This is a genomic window from Bifidobacterium subtile, from assembly GCF_000741775.1.
Classification (GTDB): domain Bacteria; phylum Actinomycetota; class Actinomycetes; order Actinomycetales; family Bifidobacteriaceae; genus Bifidobacterium; species Bifidobacterium subtile.
On the sequence record NZ_JGZR01000016.1, the window covers coordinates 26,506 to 49,597 of the forward strand.

The following is a 23,092-nucleotide window of genomic DNA, read 5'->3' on the forward strand; positions in this document are numbered from 1 at the left end:
TGCACATATGCAGGCGATTGACAAGCCGGCGGACCGGGTCGATCTGACCCCGGCCCGCCGGCGCATACGGGCAGTTCACCCGCCCGCGGGAATGCTTCAATCAGCAATGCCCGCTATTCGTGTGCATCAGCTGGTTTTCAGCGAGACATTGTTATAGTACTGGTCGATTGCGGCCTGAGCGCTGAAGCCCTTGACATAGGTCTGATAGCCAATAATGTTCACCGTATTCTCCAGTGTGGTATACGGCGTGTCCTCGCGGATCTTCTGCTGGATGTCGACGATTAGCTTTTCACGCTCGGGGCCGTTGGGCAGCGCACGCTCCTTCTGCAGCATCTCGTCCATCTTGGGATCATTGTAGAACGTAGTGTTATTGTCGGGAATGCCTCCGGAGTACAAGGGACCATACACATTGTTGTCAGGGTCTGGGAAACCAACGGCACCCCATCCGCTGAAGAACATATCCTTGTCCTTGCCGGTCATGTAATCGTTATAGGCCGCCGATTCCATCTTGCGTATGGTCGTTTTGACACCAATGTTCGCAAGCTGCTGCTGGATGATCGTCGCCTCGTCGATGCGCGTCTGGCTGTTGCTGGTGGCAATCTCATAGGTTTTGCCCAGATCAACGCCTGATTCCTTGACGAGCTGCTTGGCCTTGGCAACATCATACTTGGGTTTGGCGCTCTTATCGAAATACTGCTGCTGAGGAGTCACCGGTCCGGGAGTGTACTGCGCGGAACCGCGGAACACCGACTTGACGATTCCCGGCTCGTCGATCGCATAATCGATGGCCTGTCGGAATTTGACATTGTCGAACGGTGCTTTCGTCGTATTGAAGTTCAAGGTAGTGAACACCGTTGTGGGATGCGAGGAGAGGTTGAGTTTGTTGTTGCCCTGAATCTGGCCAACCTCGTTCACCGTCACCGGCGCGATATCCACTTCACCCGTCTCCAAAGCCGTATACCGCGAGGTCACGTCCGGAATCGGCTTGATGGTCAGCGTGTCAGCACCAGGCTTACCGCCCCAATAATCCTTGAACGCCTTGTACTTGGTGTACTGACCCTTCTTGTATTCGACGAACTCATACGGCCCAGTGCCCACCGGATGAGTCGACGCATCGGGAGACTGGTAGGCCTTTTCCGACACGATCGAAGCACCGATATAAGGCATATACCCGATGAAGGAGCCGAAGGGAATCTTGGTGCGCACGATGACGGTGTAATCGTCCGGCGCCTCGAAGCCGTTGGGATCGATCAAAGACATAATGTATGCCACATTGGCAGCAGCAGGCGTTGTGGCGCGTTTCATGCTGAAGATCACGTCAGAGGCCTTCATCTCCTCGCCGTTCTGGAACTTCACACCTTTGCGCAGCTTGAATTCCCACGAACGATCATCGAGCCGCTTGTAGGATGACGCAAGCCACGGGACGAGCTTGCCCTGCTCGTTATAGCGCACCAACGTCTCCATGACCGGACGAAGCACTTCAACGGCAGCGCTGTTGCCCGCCTCGATATAGTCCAGCGTGGTGGTGTCGCCGGAGCTCGCCACAACGAGATCGCGGTTGCTCTTGCCCTTGACCTGCGCCATATCGATGTTCTTGGGCTTGAGCGAAACCGTTGATGTAGTACTCGAAGCGCTGCTGGACGGCGCTGCGGTGTTGGCTTCCTTCTTGCCGCAAGCGGCAGCGGAGAAGACCATGGCACAGGCCAAAGCCAATGCCGAGACCCTAGTGACTAGTTTTCTTCTCATGGCAGTTCCTTTCTATGGTGTTCTGCACAAATTTTCAAATATGTCGCACTCGTTCGTCAGCGCATTTTCGGGTCAAGCGCGTCGCGCAAGCCGTCGCCAAGGAAGTTGAGTGCAAGAATCGTGAGCATGATCGCAGCGCCCGGGAAAATCGTCATATACGGATAATCGCGGACGTAATTCTTGGCCGTGGAGATCATGCCTCCCCATTCCGGCGTCGGCGGCTGTATGCCTAAGCCGAGGAAACTCAAGCCAGCGCACGAAAGAATCGCGAAGCCGACAGACAAGGTGATGTTGACGATGATGGGAGACAGGCAGTTGGGAAGCACATCCTGCATAATGATCGAACGGTTCGGGATGCCGAGCACCCGCGCCGCAATGATGTATTCCATCGATCGGACTTTGAGTACGGCTGCCCGCATAATCCTAGCGAAACCTGGGATTTGCGCTATCGCTATAGCCATCAGCAGATTACGCATGCTACTGCCCAGCGAACCGACGATTGCAATGGCCAGGAGCGTGGACGGTATCGACATGAAGGTGTCGCTCACCCGCATAACGACATTGTCAATCAGCCCCCCGTAGAACCCGCCTATCAGGCCAAGCAGACTTCCTATCACACAAGATATCGCCACCGATGCCAATCCTACGAATAGGGATTGGCGAGATCCGTATACCACGCGCGTAAAGATGTCACGCCCGAATTCGTCGGTGCCAAACCAGTGATCGGATGATGGCCATTGGAAGGCACCCTGCAGATTCTGGTCGTTCGGATAATACGGGGTGATGAAGTCCGCGGTCAGCGCGCACAACACCAGCGCGACCATGATGACCAGGCCGACTACGGCAAGCTTGTTTCTGCGGAACATCAGCCAGAAAACAGCGAACTGGCCTTTGGATTTCGCTGTATGAACCTTTGCGGCACCCTTGGCCTTGGGCTTTTTACCTGGTGCCGTGCCGAACGTCGTAGTCACAGTTGCACTCGTTTTCATCTCACTTTCCTCCTTTCGCACGCAATTTCGGGTCCAAAACCATGTAGATCACATCCACCAACAGATTGACGAAGCAGACCATGAGCGCGATAAACAGCACGCCTCCCTGGACCACTGGGTAGTCGCGCATGGTAATCGAATCGACTATCAGCCGTCCCACCCCTTGGATGGAAAAGATGACTTCTGTGAGCACCGCGCCTCCCAGTAGCGAGCCGAAGTCCATGCCGATCACGGTTATGACAGGTATCAGAGCGTTCTTGAGCTCATGTCCAATCACGATCGCCGTATTGCTCAATCCCTTCGCCTTAGCGGTGCGCACGTAATCCTGACGGATCACGTCAAGCATGCTCGAACGGGTCATGCGGGTGAGCGAGGCCACGCTGCCGATGGACAGCACGCCGCAGGGAAGGACCATAGCACGCCAGGAATCGAATCCGGAAGCGGGGAACCAGCCAAGCTTGACTGCGAAGAAGATGATCAGCAGCAGCGCCAGCCAGAACGAAGGGAAGGAGATGCCGATGAGCGCCACGAGACTGATAGTGGAATCGACCCACGTGTTCTGTCGCAGAGCGGAGATCACACCGAATACGACACCGCCGATGACGGCCACGAACATCGAGATCATGGTGAGCTTGAGCGTATTGGGGAAGCTCGCCATGATCTGCTGCGTGACGGGCTGCTTGGTCGCGTATGACGTACCGAAATCGAAGTGGAAGATGATGCCTCCCACATAGGAGAGATAGCGCTGCCAGTAAGGTTTGTTCAATCCCATAGACTCTCGTGTGGCCTCGAGAATCTTGGGATCAACCGATTCACCCATCATAATCTTCGCAGGATCGCCGGGTGAGAAGTACAGCAGCGTGAACACGATGAGTGAGACGCCGAACAGCACTGGAATCAGCTGCAGCAGTCGATTGCCAACATATTTCAGCATGAGAGTGCCTCCTTTCTGGCGGCTTCGTTGATGCGGTCGAGGAAATGACAGGCCACCTGATGCTCGGGACTGATCTGCTCAAGCGCAGGCCGGTTGTTTTTACACAGCTCCTGAGCGAAGGGGCAGCGACTGTAGAAGGGACACCCTGGTGCTGGATTGACCGGCGTAGGAATATCGCCTTTGAGAATGATGCGCCTGCGTGTGCGTTCTTCCTTGGGATCCGCTTGCGGAATGGCTGAAAGCAATGCGCGGGTGTAAAAATGCTGGGGGTTGGCGTATAGCTCCTCACTGTCGGCCATCTCCACCACCACACCGAGGTACATCACGGCAACGCGGTCGCACAGGTATTTGACGATGCTCAAATCGTGGGAGATGAACAGCATCGTGAGGCCGAACTGCTGCTTGAGTGAGACTAGGAGATTGATGATCTGCGCCTGAACCGACACGTCCAGCGCTGAGACCGGCTCGTCACAAATCAGGAACTGCGGCTCCACTGCCAAGGCGCGCGCAATGCAGACGCGTTGGCGTTGGCCGCCCGAGAACTCGTGCGGGAAACGGTCCTTGCTGTCTTGCGGCAGACCCACCATGTCAAGCAATTGCGATATTCGCTCATTCTCGCGTCCTTTGTACAGGCCATGCGTCGTCAATGCGCGGCGCAAGGTTTTGCCGACTGTACGGCGCGGATTGAGCGAGGAATATGGATCCTGGAATATCACCTGCACATTTTTGCTCAGCGCCTTACGCTCTGTAACACTCAACTTCTGCGAGATATCGTTCCCCGCGAAATACACGGCTCCAGAAGTTTTCGGTTCGATACGCGCCAGAACTTCGCCGAGTGTGGATTTCCCGCATCCCGATTCGCCTACGACGCCAAGCACCTCGCCTTTTCGGATGCTCAGAGAGATGCCATCGACGGCCTTGAGCGTCTTGCCTTTGCCGAGCACGTAATGCTTCCGCACCGTATCGACTCCGACCAGCTCGCCCTCGGGACGTGCTATGGGTTGATCATTCGCCGCTTGCTCGATTGTCGCTTTATCGCCCGCTGTTTGCTCATTCGTCGCGCTCATTGCTCGTCCTCCGCTTCATCGCTCAGTAGGAAGCATCGCGCCGAATGCCCGCCTTCCGATACGGTGGTCGCCGGTCGTTCGTGCCGGCACCGTTCCATCGCCCACGGACAACGCGGAGCGAAAGGGCAGCCAGGAATGTCATCGCGCAAATCGGGTGGAGCGCCGTCGATTGCGGTGAGCTGTTGCGCACGACTCTGATTCAGCTTGGGCTTAGCAGCCAGCAATTGCTTCGTGTACGGATGCTGAGGATTGGCAAATAGGTCGTCGCACGATGCCTTCTCCACAATCTCGCCCGCATACATCACCGCCACGCGGTCCGCCATTTGCGCCACGACGCCCAGATCGTGGGTGATCAGGATGATGGCGTTGCCGCGCTGACGCTGGATGCTTTTCATCAGCTCCAGCACCTGTGCCTGAATCGTGACGTCCAACGCGGTGGTCGGCTCGTCGGCGATCAGCAGATCAGGCTCGCAGGCCAAAGCCATCGCGATCATCACTCGCTGGCACATGCCGCCTGAGAGTTCATACGGGTATTGGTTGATGCGCTCCTCGGGGCTGGGAACGCCCACGAGTTTGAGGAGTTCCACAGTTTTCTCGCGTATTTGCGAGCGCTCGATCTTGTTGTGGATGCGTAAGGATTCGGCGAGCTGTTTGCCGATCTTCTTGGTAGGGTTGAGACTCGTCATCGAGTCTTGGAAGATCATGCTGATGTATCGACCGCGGATGCCGCGCATATCCCGTTCCGAGGCGGGGACAAGGTCCTGGCCGCGAAATATGATGCGCCCGCTGTCGATATTCACAGGCGGTGATGGGTTGAGCTTCATCAGCGCCTGGGCGACGGTGCTTTTACCGCACCCGGATTCGCCTACGATGCAGAATATTTCACCTGCATTGACGCTGAATGATACCCCCCCCCCGCGCACCGCTTTGACGTCACCACGGTACGTGTGAATGGTGACCTTCAAATCGCTCACGTCGATCAACGGCTCTTGACCCAATTCTTGATTCATAGTGGCTGTCTCCATATCGGCACCTTCCTTCCCGTGTACATACACCATTGCGAATCGTCCATGTCAGACGATAGGTCGAGGTACGAAATCGACGAGTTGGCCAGCTCGAAGCAAAGTTCGGGGCACGGTAGGCCAGTCCATCACTGCCTCGGAGAGATAGTTGGCGTCCAGCATCAGAAAATCGCCAGGGTCTCCCGGAGCGAATCCGGGCGTTTCATCGTCCCATATGGGTCGTGCGGACGGGTTCACAATGCCGTAGCCTCCCCACGTGGCGATTTTGAGCGCCAATGTGATATCTTCCTCAAAGTCCCAGCCATGCGTGAAGGATAGCTGCCATGTGCGCTGCAGCATGTCGCCATTGCCATAAGCGTGCCAGTAGTCGCGCTGGCCATCCATGCCAAGCCCGACGCGCACGCCGTGCTCCAGCAGCTGCTTGATGGGCAGAACGCCGTGGCTAGGAGCCACATTGGTCACCGTGACGCGGTTTGTGCCCATTCGCTCGATGGTCTTGTCTTTTCCCGCAACTTCGGATTCCAACGCCATGGCGTGCGAGATGTTGACCTTGCCTTGCATGCCGAATTCCTCAACGCGGTCCAGAACCCGGTTGATATCGTAAATTCCCAGCGCTCCCGGCTCATGGATATGAATGTCAATCCCGGTCGAGTGCTTGCGAGCAAGGGCGAATACTGCATCAAGATGGCCTTTGGAGTCCCCATCCATCGTTGAGGGGTCGATGCCGCCGACCAGATCGATGCCTCTGTTCAGCGCCTCGTCAAGCAGATCGACATTGCCTGGTTCGCGCAGCAGACCCGCCTGAGGGAACGCGACCAGCTGCACGTCGGCATACTTGCCGAGTTGCGCTTTAGCAGCCAGCACACCTTCCAATCGCTCGAACTTGCAGTCGGCATCGATTTGCACATGAGAACGCACATGGGTCACACCATTAGCGATCATCAAGGATAGCGCGTACGTCGAGCGGTCCGATATCGAGGCCTCGGCACCGCGCCAGTTATTTCGATCGTTCATGACCCGACCCATCAGTGAGGTCTGCCCACTCTGAGGCCGGTAAGGAAGCCCCAGACGTGTGGAATCAAGGTGCGTGTGAACATCGGCAAATGAGGGGATGATGAGGCGGCCGTGTCCGTCGATGATTTCGGTGTCGGCCTCGACCCCTGCTTTGGCGCTGGTCTTACCTGTGGCGACCGTGCCATCTACGATCGTCACATCGGTCTCGCCTCCGGCCCAAGGCCGGACGTGCGTCAATACCAGCGTACTCACAGCAGTCTCCTCTTTCTTGTCATCTGGCTATGTGCCAACGAACACGAAATTCGTCACATCACCGTCTTATGTCCGAATGCATCACGGCTGAATTACCGAGCAATTCGGCTGCATCCGCGTTCGTCGATGCGGACTATATAGTTGGCAATAAATATTTCAGAATGAAATATAGATTGTTACGATCGTGTGTACCGAGTCTTTAAAAGACTGCAATTACAATGGTTTATGCATGAAAACAAAATTTCATGCATGTGGGAAACAGTAGAAACTGTCATTGCAAACTATTTTCACGTCTGCACGGAAGGCACTCCATGACTACCAGACTTCTTACATCATCCGATTGCTGGTCACTGTTCAGCACCGATGAATTCACTCACGAACTGGAAATGACCTTAGTCCAATATGCAAATGGCGGCATTATGGAGGCGCCGCCACAACGGGTCATGCTGGATTCAGCCCCTCAAGGAGCCGCGATTGTTCCTATGACGGCAACCGATATCACCAAAGGACTGTTTTGCACGAAAGTGCTCGTTGACCATCCGCAAAACCGCGCAAAAGGCCTGCCCGCGCAACGATCCACCATCGCCCTATTCTCCTCGCAGACAGGAGAATGCCTAGGCCTTATTGACGGCTATGCACTCACTCAGCTACGCACTGCATCAATGACGCTGCTGGCCACGCGCACGCTTGCCAACCGTGGCGCACAGACGCTGGGCATCATCGGCGCAGGTGCGCTGGCACACAGACACGCAATTATGCTGTGCAAAGCGTTGGAACTGAGCCAATTGCTCATCTGGAGCAGAAATCCCGAACACGCCACCGCATCCGCACGTAATATAGCCGAGGCACTGCCCGGCACAGCCGTGCGCGCCACCGATTCGATACACGAGGTTTGCGCGCACAGTGATATAGTCTGCACCCTTACGCCAAGTGAAACTCCGCTGATTGATGCTTCCATGCTGCACCCCGGTTTGCACATCAACGCCGCAGGCTCTCCTCCACGGCCCCAATTCAGGGAAATCGACGAAGACGCAATGGAGGCATGCCACCTTTTTGCAGATGACGCTCGCATTGCACTACGCGAATCAGGGAACCTTGCTCATATGAGCAACCCGCCGCATATTACCGAGCTGGCCGAGGTAGTATCCGGCGCAAAGCCAGGTAGGCACACTGCCCATGACATCACGCTGTACAATTCGATCGGCGTCGCCTACGAAGATCTCGCATGCGCCGACTATCTACTGCGCAAAGCGGCTGCACAGCACGTCGGAGCACGCGTGGCTTTGCGTCCCTGAACTCGGGTTCGGCATTTTGCATGCATTAGTTCGTCACTCAACGTCAGTGTACGTCAGTAGACGTCACTCTGCATTACACCACTGTATCTGCGTCGTGTGAGGCGTTAACCGAGTGCTGCAGAGGTCTATCTGCGTTGTGTGAGGCGCTATTTCGCGGAGCGTCGAGTATCGGACGGCCCAGAACCGCGGTTTTCGGCCAGCGATACTCGGGGCGCCAAGGAATTAACGCCTCACACAACGCAGATAGACCTCTACCAGCATCCAATAACGCCTCACATAAGCGAGATACACGTCGCGACGGGGGAAAACTACATACAGCGAAACCCGAAAAGCCACATTATGCTGCTTTGCACGGGTATCTCCATTGAGTTCGCGAGGCGCACCAGCTGGTTCCGCGCAGATTCTTGGAACAAGAAGCTGCGCGCCCCCTACCCACGCCGTAGATATTTGCGATACCTGCTGGCGGCCGGAGCAGTGGCTACTGCCAAGTCTGCATCAATCAAACTGCGCAATGCCTTGCGCACCGCGCTGAGCGATTTCTGGGTCATGGCACTAATCTCATGTACGTTGCGCGGCTGCGTCAGCGACAACGCCTGCAAAATAGTTGTTTCCGTTGCATTCAGCACTTCACTCGACTGACCGCTACCCTTGATGCCATATGCGGAATCCGCATACTGCGCCCTGTACCGATCGAGTATCACAGTAAAATAATCCGGCCGAGCCACGAAACGTGGGGCGGGCAACGCGCGGGATTCCATTTCCCGCACCACCAGCGGTATTCCAGAACCTTGCCCCTCTACTGTAACCGCGCCTTCACCGTCATACGGCACCTGGTGGAGCAACTGGATAAGCGTGGCGTTGCGGCACCGCGATTCGCCATTGCCGATGGTATCGGGCGTGACGCCGCCCCACAGTCCGCCCGGGCTGGATACTTCTACTCGATCGGGATAGATATCGACGCTTACGGATTCACCTAAGAAAAAGTCGCCGTATTCGCGGTGGATCACTGCATTGGCAATGACTTCGCGCAACACTTCGCGCGGAATCTCGGTATCGGTTTTTGCTCCTGCACCCGATACCAGCGTGGGCGTACGCAGATTCTTGGCCGTCGCCTCCACAGCCTGTTCAATCGCCTCCGGCATATTGCCGTCGCACAAAACGCGGTCAAGAAAGCGCACCATGCCGGCACCGGATTTCACCACATCAGGATGAGCCGTCACGTCGATGAGCAATTTCGGGTAGTACTGCTGCGGATACTGACCGGCTGCGAGCAGACCCGCCAGCCGGATGCCGCCTTCCTTATCGGTGATGTTGAGTCTCGCCAGCTGCGCCTTGCGGCCCCTCGCGCCCCGCAAAGCCTTGGAATCCTTGAAGGTATCAATAAGTCGGTCCAAGGCAGTCTCGTTGAGATCGGTCAGATCCGCCTCCGCCACTATTGCCCGGTCTGCAGAACTGGGCACCAGAGCGTTGACGAATTCAAAGATCTCTGTTGGCGAGAGATGGATATCCTTGTCATCCATGCGCCGGTAGCCGCCGGACTGCGGGCCTTTGGCAGTGATGAAGCAGGGTTTGGCACCGATTGCATTCTCTTGAATGTCTATCGCCAGAAACGGTTTGCCTGCGCTCTCACACCGCGTCACCTCATAGCGCGGAGGATTCGTGAGTTTGATGCCTTGCGGATTACCGTCGCCTATGCCGTCTGCAAACTGGCTGAGAATCTTATTGGCATCAAAACCGTCCACCGGTTTGAATTTCTCAGATTCGCTGATGCCGAGCAGCAACGTGCCACCCTGCGTGTTCGCAAACGCGCTGACGCTCTCCCATACGCTGCTGCCGATATCGTGGGCGCACGATTTCGCCTCATAACGCCCGTCATCACTGCCCTGGCGACGCAGCCGTTCAAGGACTGCAGCTATCTCATTATTCGTCCATGTCATGAGATTCCTTTCCGCAGGCGTTACCAACGAGTTATCGGGACCAGTTTCCGTATCAGTGGATATTATCACTGTACATCACTGTACATCACTGTACGTCACTGTACAATTATTATCGCACTGCTGGGATTCACGGCATAGTAGCAAACGTTGCAATTATGCGATATTTCTGAGATTTCGGCATTCTGTATACGGTAATTTATCACTAGATATCACTCTCCGTCACTGTACATCAGTGTCATACAGTGACGCAGAGCGACGGAGAACATGTGCGCATCATAGCGCGCCGAGCCGGTTGGCGGCGTCAGCTACGGCGGCATTGTATTGGCTGCCGCGATTGTAGGCTTCGACGGCGGTGATCCAGCCTTGGGATGTGGTCAGGTCGCCGCCGGCGGTGCATAGGTAGCCCGCCGCAGTAAGCGCCGCATCGTTGATGTCGTTAGGATCGGCACGCGCATCGCCGTCGCCGTCTCGCCCGTAGCGGGCCCAAGTCGAGGGCAGGAACTGCATAGGTCCGACGGCCCTATCCCAAATCGGGTCGCCATCGAGCTTGCCGCCATCCGTATCGGGCACGGCTCCAGTGCCATCGGAGCCGTCGAGCACTGGGCCGCGGATGAGCTTGCCGGGGTCGTGCTTGGTGCCGTGATCGCTTTCAACCTCGCCGATGCCGCCCAGCATGTTCCAGCCGATACCGCAATGAGGACGCTCGCGCTGCGCCAGAATCGAAGCGCCCGCATAGGCTTTGACGTAATCGACCGGCACGCCGGAGCGCTGCGCGATGTCCTGCGCCCAGGCATCATCGACCAAGTCGGCGATGACGATGCCCCGCGGCACGCTTCGCCCTTGGGTACCAAGCTGGGAAGTGGTCGATTGGGATGTAGGGCTGGAAGCCGACGCCGCGCCGGAATCGCTCGCGGCAGCGCTTTGGCTCGGCGCATTCCTGTTGCTTGGCGCGGCGACCATGTTGTCGTTGCGCGGCGATGCTGCGCCGAAATTCGGCAGCGACAAGCCGCTAACATCGCCGCGCAGTCCGCTGGCAATCATCAGACCGGCATACACCAGCACGGCCAGTACTGCGAGCACGCAGCATACGCCCAGCAGGCGCTTCCATGATCGACCAAGAAACGCCACGCAGGAGCGCAGCGCACGGCGCGGCGGGCAGCGGCCGGCCATACGCTTGCGCAGCCGGTGCCACGGGCCTTCATCAGTGCCGAGCAAATCGACGCCCAGCGTCTGGCTGACCGGATCGCCCAGCTGCCAGAAGGAATCAGGATGCACCGCGTTGGATTGGGCGGTGACTCCAGTCTCAGGCCCGGCATCGCGGCCAAGGCCCGGCCCGATATCAGCGTTCGCGACAGGTGCGTGGATTGCGTGGTTGGAAACATCACCGCAATTCGTAGATTGCGTACTGGAGCGGCCGGCTTGGGCGGGTTGCGATGCTGCGGGATTGCCGAGTGGCACCCCGGAATAGTGCACGAATGTTGGCCTGCTGCGGAGCAAAGTTGCGACTGGAGAGCTTCGCGTTGCCGATCGCATGACTTCGCTGGTGTCCCTGTCTCCAACCACATCAACGCCCGCACCCGCAGCAGCGCTACTCGTGCCGGAGAGCGCCGCGAGCCACAGTCCGGAGGCCGCGTCAACACCCGTGCCCGCAGCCACGCCAGCGACGCCCGCACCCGCGCCTGCAGCCGCGTCATCACTCACGCCTGCACCCATGCCCGCGACGCCGCGCACCTCGCGCCTGTGCTTCATGCCTGTTCGACCGCAGCCTGACGAGAGTTCTTCGAGGTCAGCCGCGCGATGGCCTTGCCGACAAGCCCCTGCTTGGGAGAGAACAGCCAGACGACCAGGAATATCGCGGTCACCACCAGCACGATCGTGCCGCCGGTGGGGCTGTCGAAGCTCCACGAGAAGTACATGCCGATCACGGCCGACAGCGCGCCGATAGTCGGCGAAAGCACCATCATAACGCCTAACCGGTCGGTGAGCAGCCGCGTGGTGGCAGCGGGGGCGACGAGCAGCGCGAGCACGAGAATATTGCCGATGGTCTGGATGGAGATCACGACGGCCAGCGACACCATGACGTACAGCACCAGATCCAGCGCGAAGACGGGAAGCCCTGAGGCTTTGGCCATATCGCGGTCGAGCGAGATGCTCACCAGCTCCTTGTTGAGCAGGAACATGACGAGCAGAATCACGAATCCGGTGATGCCGACCACGGCGATATCGGAGTTCGGGATGCCGGTGATGGAGCCGAACAGGAACGACTGCAGCGAGCCAGCGTAGCCGGGCGCGAGCGAGATGACCACGATGCCCAGCGCGAAGGCGGCGACGAAGATGACGCCGATGATGGAGTCCTCCTTGATGCGCCGGTTCTGGCTGAACACCGCAACCAGAATCGCCGTGGTGACGCCGGCGATGGCCCCGCCGACCACCAGATTGCCCGAAACCACGAAGGCGACGGCGAGTCCGGGAAAGACGGCGTGCGAAACGGCGTCGCCGATGAAAGCCATGCCGCGCAGCACGATGCGCGAGCAGGCCGAAACCGCGCCCGCGATGTCATGCGTGCTCATGATCAGCGTCTCGCCTTCGCTAGCCAACGTTGCGAACAGCTCGGAAAGCAGCTTCTGCGTAGGCATGTCGAGGCCGGTGAACGGCTCGTCAAGCAGCAGCACCGTGGGCTGCAGCGCCAAGGCCCGGGCGACGAGCACGCGCTGGCGCTGGCCGCCGGAAAGATCGCCCACCGGTCGGTCGCGGAACTTGGTCATGCCGGTGCGGTCGAGCGCTTCGATGGCCGCGAGATAATCCCGCTCCCCCGGCCTGCGGAACCAGCCGATCGTCTTGACCCGCCCGAGCACCACCGTGTCGAGCACGCTGATGGGGAAATCCCAGGCGAACTGCTGGCGTTGCGGCACGTAGCCGATATGCTTGCGCGCGTTCTTCGACGTGTCGCCGCCGATGGCGATCGAGCCGGAAACGGTGGGAATGAGGTGCAGAATCGAACGCAGCAGCGTGGTCTTGCCCGCGCCGTTCGGCCCGAGCAAGCCTACCAGTTCGCCGACCGCAGCGCTCATCGTCACGTCGTTCAGCACACGCCGCCCGGCCAGATCGACGTTGAGCTTGCTGACGGCGATAACCGGTGCCGCATCCACTGCCGACCCAGCGGCCGCGTGCGAAGCAGCCGAAGCAGCCGAAGGGTCAGCACCCGCAGCCACGCCCGAAATGGGGCTATTGCTCCGAACCAAGTCCACTGCCGAGTCCACGCCCGAAACGGGGCCGGCACCCGCAGTCGACTGCGCAGCCACGCCCGATCCAGCGCCCGCATGCCTGCCGACGCCCGAACCGACGCCCGCGCTCACCCCGGCGGCCGCGTGCTTACTCGCGTTTGTACTCTTGCTCATGAAAGGCACTCCTTGAGGATGTTCGCGTTGTAACGCATCATGTCGATATAGGTGTTGACTTTGCCGTCGAAGGTGTCGCCGTAGATCGGGCACACTCTGATGTGGTTCTCGTCGGCCACCTGCTGCAGCACGGAGGAGCGCGAGCGCAGGTTGGGTTCGAGGAAGACGGCGGGGACTTTGAGGTTCCGTATGGTCTGGGTGAGCTTCTTGCGGTCGGCGAGGCTGGGTTCGGTGGCTGGGTTGGGCGTCACGAACCCGGCGATTTTCACGCCGTAGGCCTGCCCGAGGTAGGCGAAGGCGTCGTGCGTGGTGACCAGCAGCCGTCGCGATGGCGGTATCTGGTTGATGGTCTTGCGCACGTAGTCGTCGACTCCAGCCAGCTTGTCGGTGTACGCCGTGGCGCGCTGATGGTAGTACGCGGCGTTCTTGGGGTCGACCTGCGCGAGCTTGTCGGCGATGGTCTGCACGTAGGCGATGCCGTTGCGCACGTTCTGCCACAGGTGCGGGTCGATGTCGCCGTGCACATGCGAGCCGAGCACGGCTTGCGGGAGCAGGTATATCTGATCGCGCGGATTGCCCAGAAAGCGGTATTCGCCGCCCGCCGGAATCTCGTGCAGGGCCTTGTTGGGCACTTCCACCACGACGTCCTTGGGCGCGTAGTAGTCGCGCTGCAGATGCGTGGCGGAGGATTTCTGCTCGTTGTCGGCGCGGTAGATGAAGCCGCCTTTGTCCATGTCCACAGCCAGATCGGCATGTCCTTCGTCCAGCACCTTGGTCGCGCCGAGCTTTTTTGCGACGGTCTGCGAGTTGACGCCGACGGCGAAGACCATGGTGGTCGAGCCGAGCGTGATGGGCGGGGCGTCGTCGCTGACTTTGAGCCGGGCTTTGAGGCCGAGCTTGTAGACGCCCGGCTTGCTGAAGCCCCAGCTCAGATGCGTGTGCGCCTCGGTGGGCAGGCTGACTTTGTCTTTGCCGTCGAAGCCGTCCGCCGAGTTGAAGTAGACGCTGACGTCGCCGAAGCTGCCGGTCTGGTAGGCAGTGAGCTGGCCCGGGCCTTGCATGCCGGTGGCGGTGAGCTCGACTTCGGAGCTGCGCTTGGCGCCGTACTGCTCGCCGGCGCCCTGCACAGCGAGGCCGAGCCAGACGGTGTCGAGCGAGACGTCTTCGACGAGCGGGATCACTTCGGCCGCGTGCTTGACGCTGCTTTCGGCCAGCCCCACATCGGGCACGCCGGGGCGCAGGTTGGCGTCGAGCGCCTTGATGATGCTGTGCTCCTCAAGCAGCATGTAGTTGCTGAAGGCCACATCCGCGTAGACGATGTCGCGTATCTTGCGCAGCGAGGGCTCGTAGCTGTGCGGGTCGGCGTTGTCGGGCACGATGGCGCTGACGTTCGCCTTGTCGCCGGCGACGTTGGAGACCAGGTCCTTCAGTATGCCGGTGGTGGTGACCACGTTGAGCTTGCCGTTGTGCGGATTGCTCGAATCGAAGTCGGAGCACGCCGCCAGCGGCAGCAGCACGGCAGCGCTCACCAGTGCCGCGAGGCACCGGCGAAGCCGGGAGCGCAGGCCGTGCGCGTTGCCGGAATTCCCGAATATCATCACGGCGTCACCACGCGGCGTCGCAGGATGAAGGGCGCGGCCGTGGCCACTGCGGCCAGCGAGCCGCCCGCCACGGTGAACGCGGCGGCGGAGAGCACCGGATGCCGGGCGAACATGCTGGACATCTTGCCGGCGATGGAGCCCGGGTCAATGCCCAATGCATCGTCCAGCGCCTTGGCGGCCGCCTCTTCCTTGGCCTTGGCTTTGGCGGCCGCAGCGGCGGCCTCCTTGGCGTTCTTCTGCTCCGCGGCCTTTTCGGCGGCCGTCTTGGCGGCTTCATCCGCCGCAGCCTTGTCGTCGCCGGCCGCGTTCTGGGCCGGGGGCGCGGTCACCACGCCGCCCGCCGCGCTTTTGACGGCGTCGCAGGAGATCGGCATGGCCTTGGGGTCTTTATTGCCCACGGTCATGTAGATCGTCTCGGTATCCGAGCCAAGCGACGTGGCGTAGGTCATGGTGATCTTGTAGTAGCCTTCAGCGCTGAAATCCCAGTTGGCGTGGGTGTGGGTGTGGGTGTTCTTCGGCATCTGGAAGATGTGGGTGCCGTTGCTGTCGAGCACGGTTTTGCTCGGCGCACCCAGGTTGCCGTCTAGCCAGATGCGCATCGAGCCGGGTCCTTCGAGCTTGTCGAGCGTCCAGGTGACTGGAATCTCGCGGCTGGAGAGGAACTGGTTGTTCCACCCAAGCCAGATGAGATTCTGTATCTGCGTCTGCGGCACGCTCCACCCGCGCGAGGTCTTGGCGCCCGGCTTGAGCCAGAGCATCACGCTGGACGGCGTGCGGCGCACGTGGCTTCCGGTCACATCCTCCTGGATGACCATCTGCATGCTGTTGGCGCTGGGCGAGTAGGCTGCGATGTCGATATGGCCGTGATCGAGCACGAACATGTTGGCCGAAGTGCACGAGGCCTGGCCGCCGCCGTTGCCCTTCGCCCCCGCGCCTTGCTTGCCGCCGCCAGAGTTGGCGTTATTGCCGTTCCCGTTGCCGCCCGCATTCCCGTTGCCGCCGATGACGCCGCCGCCATTGCCGTTGCCGCCTGAACCGCCGCCATTGCCATTGACGTTGCCGTTGGGCACCGATGGCACGTACGGCGCGGCACCGGTTGTCGTCGGCACGTTGAGATCTGCAGAACCGACCTGCGTGCCGTCCGCATTGCGCACCAGCAGCTGGTAGTCGCCGGGGTAGGCCGGCAGCGGCACGGTGATCGCGGCGGAATCATCCGCGCGGACCCAGCGGCCGGTGATGGCCCGCTGATACATGGGAATATCGCTGTCATGGCTTTTGTCGATCTTGCGCAGCACATCGACGAACACCGGCTGCCCGGCGAGTCTGCCGTCGGCCAGTTTGATCGGCGCCGTGGCCTGATCGGAGGCGATCGCGCCCACCGAGGCGACTCCGGCCGTCGTATCTTCGAGCGTGTTCACCGCACGCAGCGCCCTTGGCAGCGCATCGCCGGTGACATTGACCTGCAGCTCGCCGGAAGCCTGATCGGCATCCTCGGCGTAGCGCGGCACGAAGGTCGCCCGAATCGGCACATTGCCGGGCGCTGCGAACGAATGCACGGTCAGCGAAGCCTGGCCTTGCACGACCTTCGTGTAGCCCAGCAGCGCACCGGAATCCTCGCGCTCGAACTGCACCCAGCCTTGCGGGTATTCGAATCCGTCCGAGCTTACGGCGGCCTTCAGCTCGACCGGGGAGCCGGTGACCGCCGAAGCGTTCTCGGCGGCCACCGCGACCGGCGCCTTGTCGGGCGTGCCGTTGCCGACGTAGAAGACGTACTCCTGCGTGTCGGTCTGCGGCTTGCCGTCCACGTCGACCGTCGCCGACATCGTGTAGGCGTAGCGTCCCGGCTTGGTGAAGGCCCAGTTCATATGCTCGTGCTGCGGTATCGAGAGCACGTGCGTGTCGGGGAAGCCGAAGTCCTTTTGCGCGTCGGGCGAGCCGAGCTGCTTCACGATGCCGCCGAAGGAGTCATTCGACCACATGAACAGCTCGCCGGGGCCGTGGAAGTGCTCCATCTTCATCGTGACCTTGGAGGAGCCGTTGATATGCGGATTGCCTTCAAGCGCCTCAGTGCTGAATCCGGCCCAGAGCACGCTCAGATCCTGCGTCTGGGGTATGTACCAGAAGTCGCCGTTGTTCGTGGCCTTGTTCAGGAAGCTCAGGGAGCCGCCCATTTTGGCCGAAGACTTTTTCGCATTGTCCGGCAGCACGAAGGCCGACGCGCTGCTGTCGTAGCGCACGCCGTTGTCGGCGCCATCGTAGACGTTGTCGGCCTTGGTTTTGAGCACGAGCCTAGGGCTGTCGCCATCGGTGAGATACACCGACATCGCATCGGTGTGCACGCCTTGGATGGCGCAACGGGTGTCAGAGGCCGGCGAGGTCGTTTCGGTGCCGCTTTGCGGGTTCTGGTCGGTATCCTGTGCGCCGTTGGCCTGCCCCTTGCACAGGGTGGCATTGGAGTTGGGGTTGGCCGGGGCGCCGTCGGTGGCCGAAGCCTTGTTCGACATGCCGCTCAGGCCGCCGAATACCAGCCCTACGGCCAGCATGCCTACGGCGGCCAGCTGCACCGGTTTGGCGATGACGCGCAAGGCCGTGGCCCGCAGGCCGTGCAGGTCATGCGGGCCTGGTTTTGCATGCAAGCCGGGTTTCGCGATGTTTCCTAACTGATCGGCATTGTCTAATCGTTCAATCCATTCGGGTTGATCGGGCGAAGACGAGTTGGTGCTCATGAGTTCCCTCTGTCTCTGTTTCTTATTCTCTGTTGCTGTCGTTGCATGTGCTGCATATGAACTGATGTGCCGTGTCGGCTCGTTGTCAGGAATCGCTCGGCTTCGGGCCAGCGGAACCGCCGCCTGAGGCGGAGGCTCTGCCCGACGCAGCACCCGGCCCACCTGCCGGAGCGCTGCCGTCAGCCGGCTTCGCGTCGGTTTTCGCAGCCGCGCCCGCTTCCTCATCGGCCTTCGAATCCCCATCCGCCTTTGCCCATGGCGGCGCGTTTGCTACGTCGGCCCTGAATCCAGACCAGCAGCACGATGATCAGTATGGCCAGCGCGAGGCAGGCGACGATCACGCCGACCAGCAGCGTGGTCTGCGCCTTGTCCTGCTTGGCGAGCGCGGCGGCCCGCTCGGCCTCCTTCTTGGCGGCGAGCGCCTTGCGCTGCTGGGCCTCCTGCGCGGCTTTCTGAGCATCCGCATTGGCCGCTGCGTCGTCCTGCCCGGCGCCCGAGTCGGCCGCGTCGAAGGCGGTCTGCGGGTCGGTGGCGTCGCCGACCGCGAATCGCAGCGTGTCGGTGTCGCTCACGTGCTGGCCGTTCTTCAGGTCGCCGGATGCGGCAATCTTGACCTTGTACACGCCCTGCTTGTGGAATATCCAGTTGACGTGGGTGTGGGCGTTGACTTCGATCCACGAATCCTGCGGGTAGGGCTTCTTGTTGCTCCACACGAGCTGCGGTGCGCCCATGTTGCCGTTTTCGAGGTATACGTCGAGGTCGCCCGGCCCTTCGACGCCTTCGAGCGAAAGCGTCATGCCGCGCTGCAGCTGGTCCATGACGCGCGGCTCCTGGGTGTTCCAGCCGACCCAAACCACGTCGGGGTTCTGCGTCTGCGGTATGACCCACAGGGGCGTGCCCGGCTGCTCGCCGATGAACGAGTAAGTGTCGCCGGAGGGCATGGGCATGATGGCCTTGTCGTTCACGTGCATGACCACGTCGCTGGGCATGCGCCAGTAGGAGACGTCGCCAGTGTCGTCGTGGATCTGGATCTTCCATTTGCCCGTGGCCAGCGTCGGGCCGAAGTCGATGTGGCCTTGTTCGAGCACCACGTGGCCGACGCCCTGCTGCTGGTCCGGGTCGATGGTCTGCTGCAGGTTGTCGTCGACGGCGAGCGCCGTGCCGGGCAGAGCCACGCTTATGAGCAGCATGGCGAACGCCATAAGGCTGCCGAATACGGCGGCGAACCGGCGGGAGAGATTGGGGTTATTGTCCGCAACTGTGCGGAGGAATGGTGCGGTTGCTTGGTTCATCGCTTCTTCTGGGCTTTCGCGTACGGTCATCGTTCTGCATGGGGGGGGGCGGCGGCTGCGGCGTGCGTATCGGTCGCATGCCGGTCGCGCTCGGCCCGGCTCATGGCAGGTGCTGCCGCCAGGTTTGCTCCAAGCGGCTGGTGTTTGTTTATGTGGAATTTCGTGGTTGCGTGGATTATTCGGCGCTGGAGGCTGTCGACGCTGTACGTATCGGCGCTACCCGTGTCGGCGCTACGTGCGCAGCCGATACCGCGAGCGGGAATGTCAGCAGCGGTCAACGCCGCATGTCGCCTGCCCGAGAGAGCGATGCCTGCGAAGAGGCGCGGTGCCGAAGCACTGTGCTCGCAAACATACCGCTCCCTTGGGCAGGCGACATCTGACGCATGGGCCGCAGGGCCTCAGTCGTTGCCTATGGCGCGGTCATGTTCCTGCACTACGAGCGCGGCTTCACCATCCACTTCGAAGGCCCCGGCTCGAACAACTACTGATCGAATGGTCGGGCGCTCGGCTGGACGTTCGGCTAGGCATCAGAGGTTCGGTTGATCAGTCTTGGGTTCCGGCTGCCCGACTAGGCGATGGGCGCAAATTCGGCATAATGCCCCTTTTGTGCCAGTTAACCCATACAGGAGGCACAAAAGGGGCATGGCTCAAGGGCTTATGCCCTTTTTGTGCCTCCTGTCGCGATTCTGCGTCGCAAAAGGGGCATAGTCCCAAAGCCACCTACGCCACGCTGGGTTGTTGCACAGCCGCAATCTGTGGTATCCTCTTCAAGTTGTGTGCCGACATCTGCATGTTGTCAGCGTACAGTTGGAGGATTCGCCTAGTGGTCTATGGCGCACGCTTGGAAAGCGTGTTGGTGTAACAGCCTCACGAGTTCGAATCTCGTATCCTCCGCCCATAATCCCGCATCCCTTTGTTTCCAAGGGCTGCGGGATTTCATTTTCTCGGATAGACCGGAAAATACCCACGCAGACATACTGGCACTAAAGAGCCCTTGAGTTGCGGTCAGTGGCGTATTCCTACCAGTTACACGGACTACTGGCAGAAAATGGCCGCACCCCCGTGCGCCAGCGGCCCTTTTCCGCCAGTAGCGAGTAGCTGGATGCCCACAATCGCCTTGCTCCGAGTGTGCCTGCCTTATTGGGGGCACCATCATAGTCTTGCCCAAGTCTATCTGCTTTATTTGTAGCACCGGTTCCTTGCTACTTCGGGCGTTGCCGCCGATACATGGCCGTTTTGGCTGCTACGTACCCAAGTTTGCATTGAACCGGTGCCACCAATAAGGCAGATAGACCTCTGCGACACCTGAATAGTGCCGCATAAGGCCGATAGCGCATATTCGGCGTGCGGCTACGAGATTCCGCTGCCCCTGCCCCACCCAACCATGCGGGAAGAAACTACTAACTTTGTGCCACCAGCGCTTCGCGACTCGCTGCGATAATCGCCTGAGCCACGGCGTCAAGCGAGGGCGACGACAGCCGCCATTGCTGCCAGAACAGCGGTCGCAGCAACGGCTTGTCAGAGAGCAGGACCAGCGTGCCGGCGGGAAGCGAGTCCAGGCTTGCGGCGGGAATCATGCCCCACCCGAAACCGAGCGCGATCGCGTTCATGAATCCGGTGGGCGTCGGCACGTAATGCGTGGTCGGATGCACCGTGGCCGCCGTGATGCTGCGTATGAACGTATTCTGCAGGCTGTCGTCCTTGTCGTATTGCATCAGCGGAGCCTGTTCAAGACTCGGCCCGTTCATGCCATCGGGGAACCACTGCCGGGCGAACTGCGGAGCGCAGGCGGCATAATAGGCCATAGCGCCGAGACTCGTGCTGGAACATCCCTGCACCGGCTTCTCGTCAGCGGTGATGGCGGCCATCACCTCGCCGGAACGCAGCAGTCGGGACGACAGCTGCTCGTCCTGCCGCCTGATATCCACGGCGATGGACTGGCGCGCAATGGGCGCGAGCGCCGGCAGCACCCAGCTTTCCAGGCAGTCGGCATTCACCACGATGCGAATATTCACTTCGTTGCCGCGCTGCTCGTCCGCAATCTGCCGCATCGCTTCCTCCTGAGCGAGGGCGATCTGGCGGGCAAGGCGCAGCAGCAGCTGACCCGTGCGCGTAGGCTGCGCCGGCTTGGTGCGCTGCACCACAATCTGCCCGAGCTGCGATTCCAGCGTTTTCACCCGCTGGCTGATGGCCGATTGCGAGATGCGCAGCTCGTCCGCAGCCGCCTCGAAGCTGCCCGTTTCCACAATCTGCTGCAGGGCGGTGAGCTGTTCTATGGGAATGGAGCGGATCGCCGCCGACAATGCGGGCGCAGCATCCGAACCGCCTGCCTGGGGGCTATCGAGGAGCCTCTTGTCGACCTGCCGTGCGTTCATAGTCGCATCCTTTCCGTTGATCTGGTGCTCTTTTGCGAGACGCCCTTGGTTCTTCCTAGGTTCTTCCCAATCGGGCAGCCGCAAACGATTGGGGCACAGGCCCCGATGCGTGAACGAGGCCCAGCGGGCGGCAATATGCTATGCGTCGATTCGCGACAAGCAAACCGAATTCATTGCACTGCTCGCGTCCGTCTGCACCCGTCTGCACCCGTCTGCACCCGTCTGCGCGGGATGTGACAGAGTATCATAAGCACTTCTTATATATTAGCAATATAATTAGTTGGACTTGTAGAAAAGCAAACCGTACTGTCGTGGGTATGACTATCGCAGCACTCCCCATCCTGCTCACAGGATTCACCAGCCAGGCGAGCCTGATTGTGGCCGTCGGCGCGCAGAACGCCTTCGTCATTCGCCAAGGCATCGCGCGGTCCCACGTCCCCGCCATCGTCGGCATATGCATCGCGGCGGACGCCATCCTCATCACGCTCGGGACCCGGGGCATGGGTGCCGTGGTGGAGCGCCATCCCTCGGCGATGTCGGCTTTGACGTGGATTGGCGCTGCGGTTTTGATGCTTTATGCAGTGCTGGCGTTCAAACGGGTATTCGCTCGCGTGCGTGCGCTGCGCAGATATCGCGCCGATATCGCGGAACACATGCCCGGCGGCGCTGACATTTCTGTGACTGACGCTGCGGTGGCTGACACTGCGGTGCCTGGCGCTGCGGTGGCTGACGCCATCGTAACCGATACCGCTACAGTCGCCAGCACTGAAGATTGCAGCGGCCACAACACCGGAAACAGCAGCGTTGCAGGCGACGGCAGAGCAGCGAGCAGCGGCGCGGGCGCCAACAAGGCGATTGGCAGGGCGGCCAGCAACCAGCCGACCCGCAACCAGCCGACCCGCAACGAAGTCTCTCACCGCCCACAAGCATCGGACACGCGGCGCACGGAGCAATCCCCGCTGCGTGCGGACGTCATGGCCTGCCTGGGATTCACCTTCCTCAACCCCAATGTTTACTTGGACACCATCGTGCTCATGGGCGGGCTCGCAGCCACCTATGGCACAACGCTGAAATGGTCATTCGCCGCAGGCGCGATCCTCTGCAGCGTCCTGTGGTTCACCCTGCTGGGAGCGCTGTCCGTAACGATGTCGCGCCTATTCCACAGCACTCAGGCCTGGATTGCGCTCGACTCCGTCATCGGCGTCGCTATGGTGCTCATCTCCCTGCACCTCGCCCTTGGCTAGGAGCCGCAGCCCCGCGCACTACGCTGGCCCGGCTTTGCGTAGTGCGCACAAAACGCACATTTCATGTTATATCCTCACGGAAGCCAATCGGCGGGATTCCAACGTTCCCATGCCAAAAAGTTACCATGCCCAGTGTGCGCTTTGCGCGCACTACGCCAACGCGGATTGCAGTAGTGCGAGCCGCACCCAGCACCACCCAC

General features: G+C 60.4%; 15 protein-coding genes and 1 tRNA gene. 3 read left to right on the forward strand and 13 right to left on the reverse strand.

The window, feature by feature from the left end:
* Positions 1 to 126 precede the first annotated feature (126 nt).
* The 6 genes from BISU_RS09930 to BISU_RS09955 form a co-directional block, all read right to left on the reverse strand.
* Positions 127 to 1,746, reverse strand: coding sequence for an ABC transporter substrate-binding protein (locus BISU_RS09930; protein WP_024463911.1), 1,620 nt, complete (start codon positions 1,744 to 1,746; stop codon positions 127 to 129).
* Positions 1,747 to 1,802: 56 nt separating this feature from the next.
* On the reverse strand, positions 1,803 to 2,735 hold the full coding sequence (locus BISU_RS09935; RefSeq protein ID WP_024463910.1) for an ABC transporter permease: 933 nt from the start codon (positions 2,733 to 2,735) through the stop codon (positions 1,803 to 1,805).
* Position 2,736: 1 nt separating this feature from the next.
* Positions 2,737 to 3,669, reverse strand: coding sequence for a nickel ABC transporter permease (gene nikB / locus BISU_RS09940; protein WP_024463909.1), 933 nt, complete (start codon positions 3,667 to 3,669; stop codon positions 2,737 to 2,739).
* On the reverse strand, positions 3,663 to 4,736 hold the full coding sequence (locus tag BISU_RS09945) for an ABC transporter ATP-binding protein (protein ID WP_024463908.1): 1,074 nt from the start codon (positions 4,734 to 4,736) through the stop codon (positions 3,663 to 3,665). Before BISU_RS09945 ends, nikB begins: the two co-directional genes overlap by 7 nt.
* Positions 4,733 to 5,746 (reverse strand): ABC transporter ATP-binding protein, encoded by a 1,014-nt coding sequence (locus tag BISU_RS09950; protein WP_034533106.1) that lies wholly within the window; start codon positions 5,744 to 5,746, stop codon positions 4,733 to 4,735. The genes BISU_RS09945 and BISU_RS09950 overlap by 4 nt, the downstream gene beginning before the upstream one ends.
* Positions 5,747 to 5,809: 63 nt before the next feature.
* The gene (locus BISU_RS09955) at positions 5,810 to 7,024 is read right to left on the reverse strand and encodes an amidohydrolase family protein (RefSeq protein ID WP_051246165.1); all 1,215 of its coding nucleotides are present in this window, start codon (positions 7,022 to 7,024) and stop codon (positions 5,810 to 5,812) included.
* Between the two features lie 251 nt (positions 7,025 to 7,275).
* On the opposite strand from BISU_RS09955, the gene BISU_RS09960 reads away from it, so the two are divergent.
* A complete protein-coding gene (locus BISU_RS09960) occupies positions 7,276 to 8,319 on the forward strand; it encodes an ornithine cyclodeaminase family protein (protein ID WP_162142800.1) in 1,044 nt (347 codons plus the stop codon).
* Between the two features lie 428 nt (positions 8,320 to 8,747).
* Here BISU_RS09960 and BISU_RS09965 read toward each other — a convergent pair whose 3' ends face one another.
* The 6 genes from BISU_RS09965 to BISU_RS09990 all read right to left on the reverse strand — a co-directional run bounded on the left by BISU_RS09965 (position 8,748) and on the right by BISU_RS09990 (position 19,273).
* Positions 8,748 to 10,256 carry an ATP-binding protein gene (locus tag BISU_RS09965; protein WP_024463905.1) on the reverse strand — a complete coding sequence of 503 codons (1,509 nt, stop codon included), beginning with the start codon at positions 10,254 to 10,256 and terminating at the stop codon, positions 8,748 to 8,750.
* Positions 10,257 to 10,529: 273 nt separating this feature from the next.
* The gene (locus BISU_RS13375) at positions 10,530 to 12,005 is read right to left on the reverse strand and encodes a lytic transglycosylase domain-containing protein (RefSeq protein WP_024463904.1); all 1,476 of its coding nucleotides are present in this window, start codon (positions 12,003 to 12,005) and stop codon (positions 10,530 to 10,532) included.
* Entirely contained in the window at positions 12,002 to 13,654 is a 1,653-nt protein-coding gene (locus BISU_RS12235) for an anchored repeat-type ABC transporter permease subunit (protein WP_024463903.1), read from the reverse strand. The genes BISU_RS13375 and BISU_RS12235 overlap by 4 nt, the downstream gene beginning before the upstream one ends.
* Complete coding sequence (locus tag BISU_RS09980) at positions 13,651 to 15,252, reverse strand: anchored repeat ABC transporter, substrate-binding protein (protein WP_024463902.1); 1,602 nt, start codon at positions 15,250 to 15,252, stop codon at positions 13,651 to 13,653. The genes BISU_RS12235 and BISU_RS09980 overlap by 4 nt, the downstream gene beginning before the upstream one ends.
* Entirely contained in the window at positions 15,252 to 17,981 is a 2,730-nt protein-coding gene (locus BISU_RS09985; protein ID WP_024463901.1) for a choice-of-anchor M domain-containing protein, read from the reverse strand. Before BISU_RS09985 ends, BISU_RS09980 begins: the two co-directional genes overlap by 1 nt.
* A 221-nt stretch (positions 17,982 to 18,202) precedes the next feature.
* On the reverse strand, positions 18,203 to 19,273 hold the full coding sequence (locus BISU_RS09990; RefSeq protein ID WP_024463900.1) for a TIGR03773 family transporter-associated surface protein: 1,071 nt from the start codon (positions 19,271 to 19,273) through the stop codon (positions 18,203 to 18,205).
* Between the two features lie 809 nt (positions 19,274 to 20,082).
* Between BISU_RS09990 and BISU_RS09995 the strand changes: the two genes are divergently transcribed.
* Positions 20,083 to 20,167 (forward strand) — tRNA-Ser (locus tag BISU_RS09995).
* A 506-nt stretch (positions 20,168 to 20,673) separates the two neighbouring features.
* Here BISU_RS09995 and BISU_RS10000 read toward each other — a convergent pair.
* Positions 20,674 to 21,648: an ArgP/LysG family DNA-binding transcriptional regulator gene (locus tag BISU_RS10000; protein WP_051246163.1), complete on the reverse strand. Its 975-nt coding sequence runs from the start codon at positions 21,646 to 21,648 to the stop codon at positions 20,674 to 20,676.
* Between the two features lie 317 nt (positions 21,649 to 21,965).
* Here BISU_RS10000 and BISU_RS11750 point away from each other — a divergent pair, with 317 nt between their 5' ends.
* On the forward strand, positions 21,966 to 22,892 hold the full coding sequence (locus BISU_RS11750) for a LysE/ArgO family amino acid transporter (protein ID WP_051246161.1): 927 nt from the start codon (positions 21,966 to 21,968) through the stop codon (positions 22,890 to 22,892).
* The last annotated feature ends 200 nt before the right edge of the window (positions 22,893 to 23,092 follow it).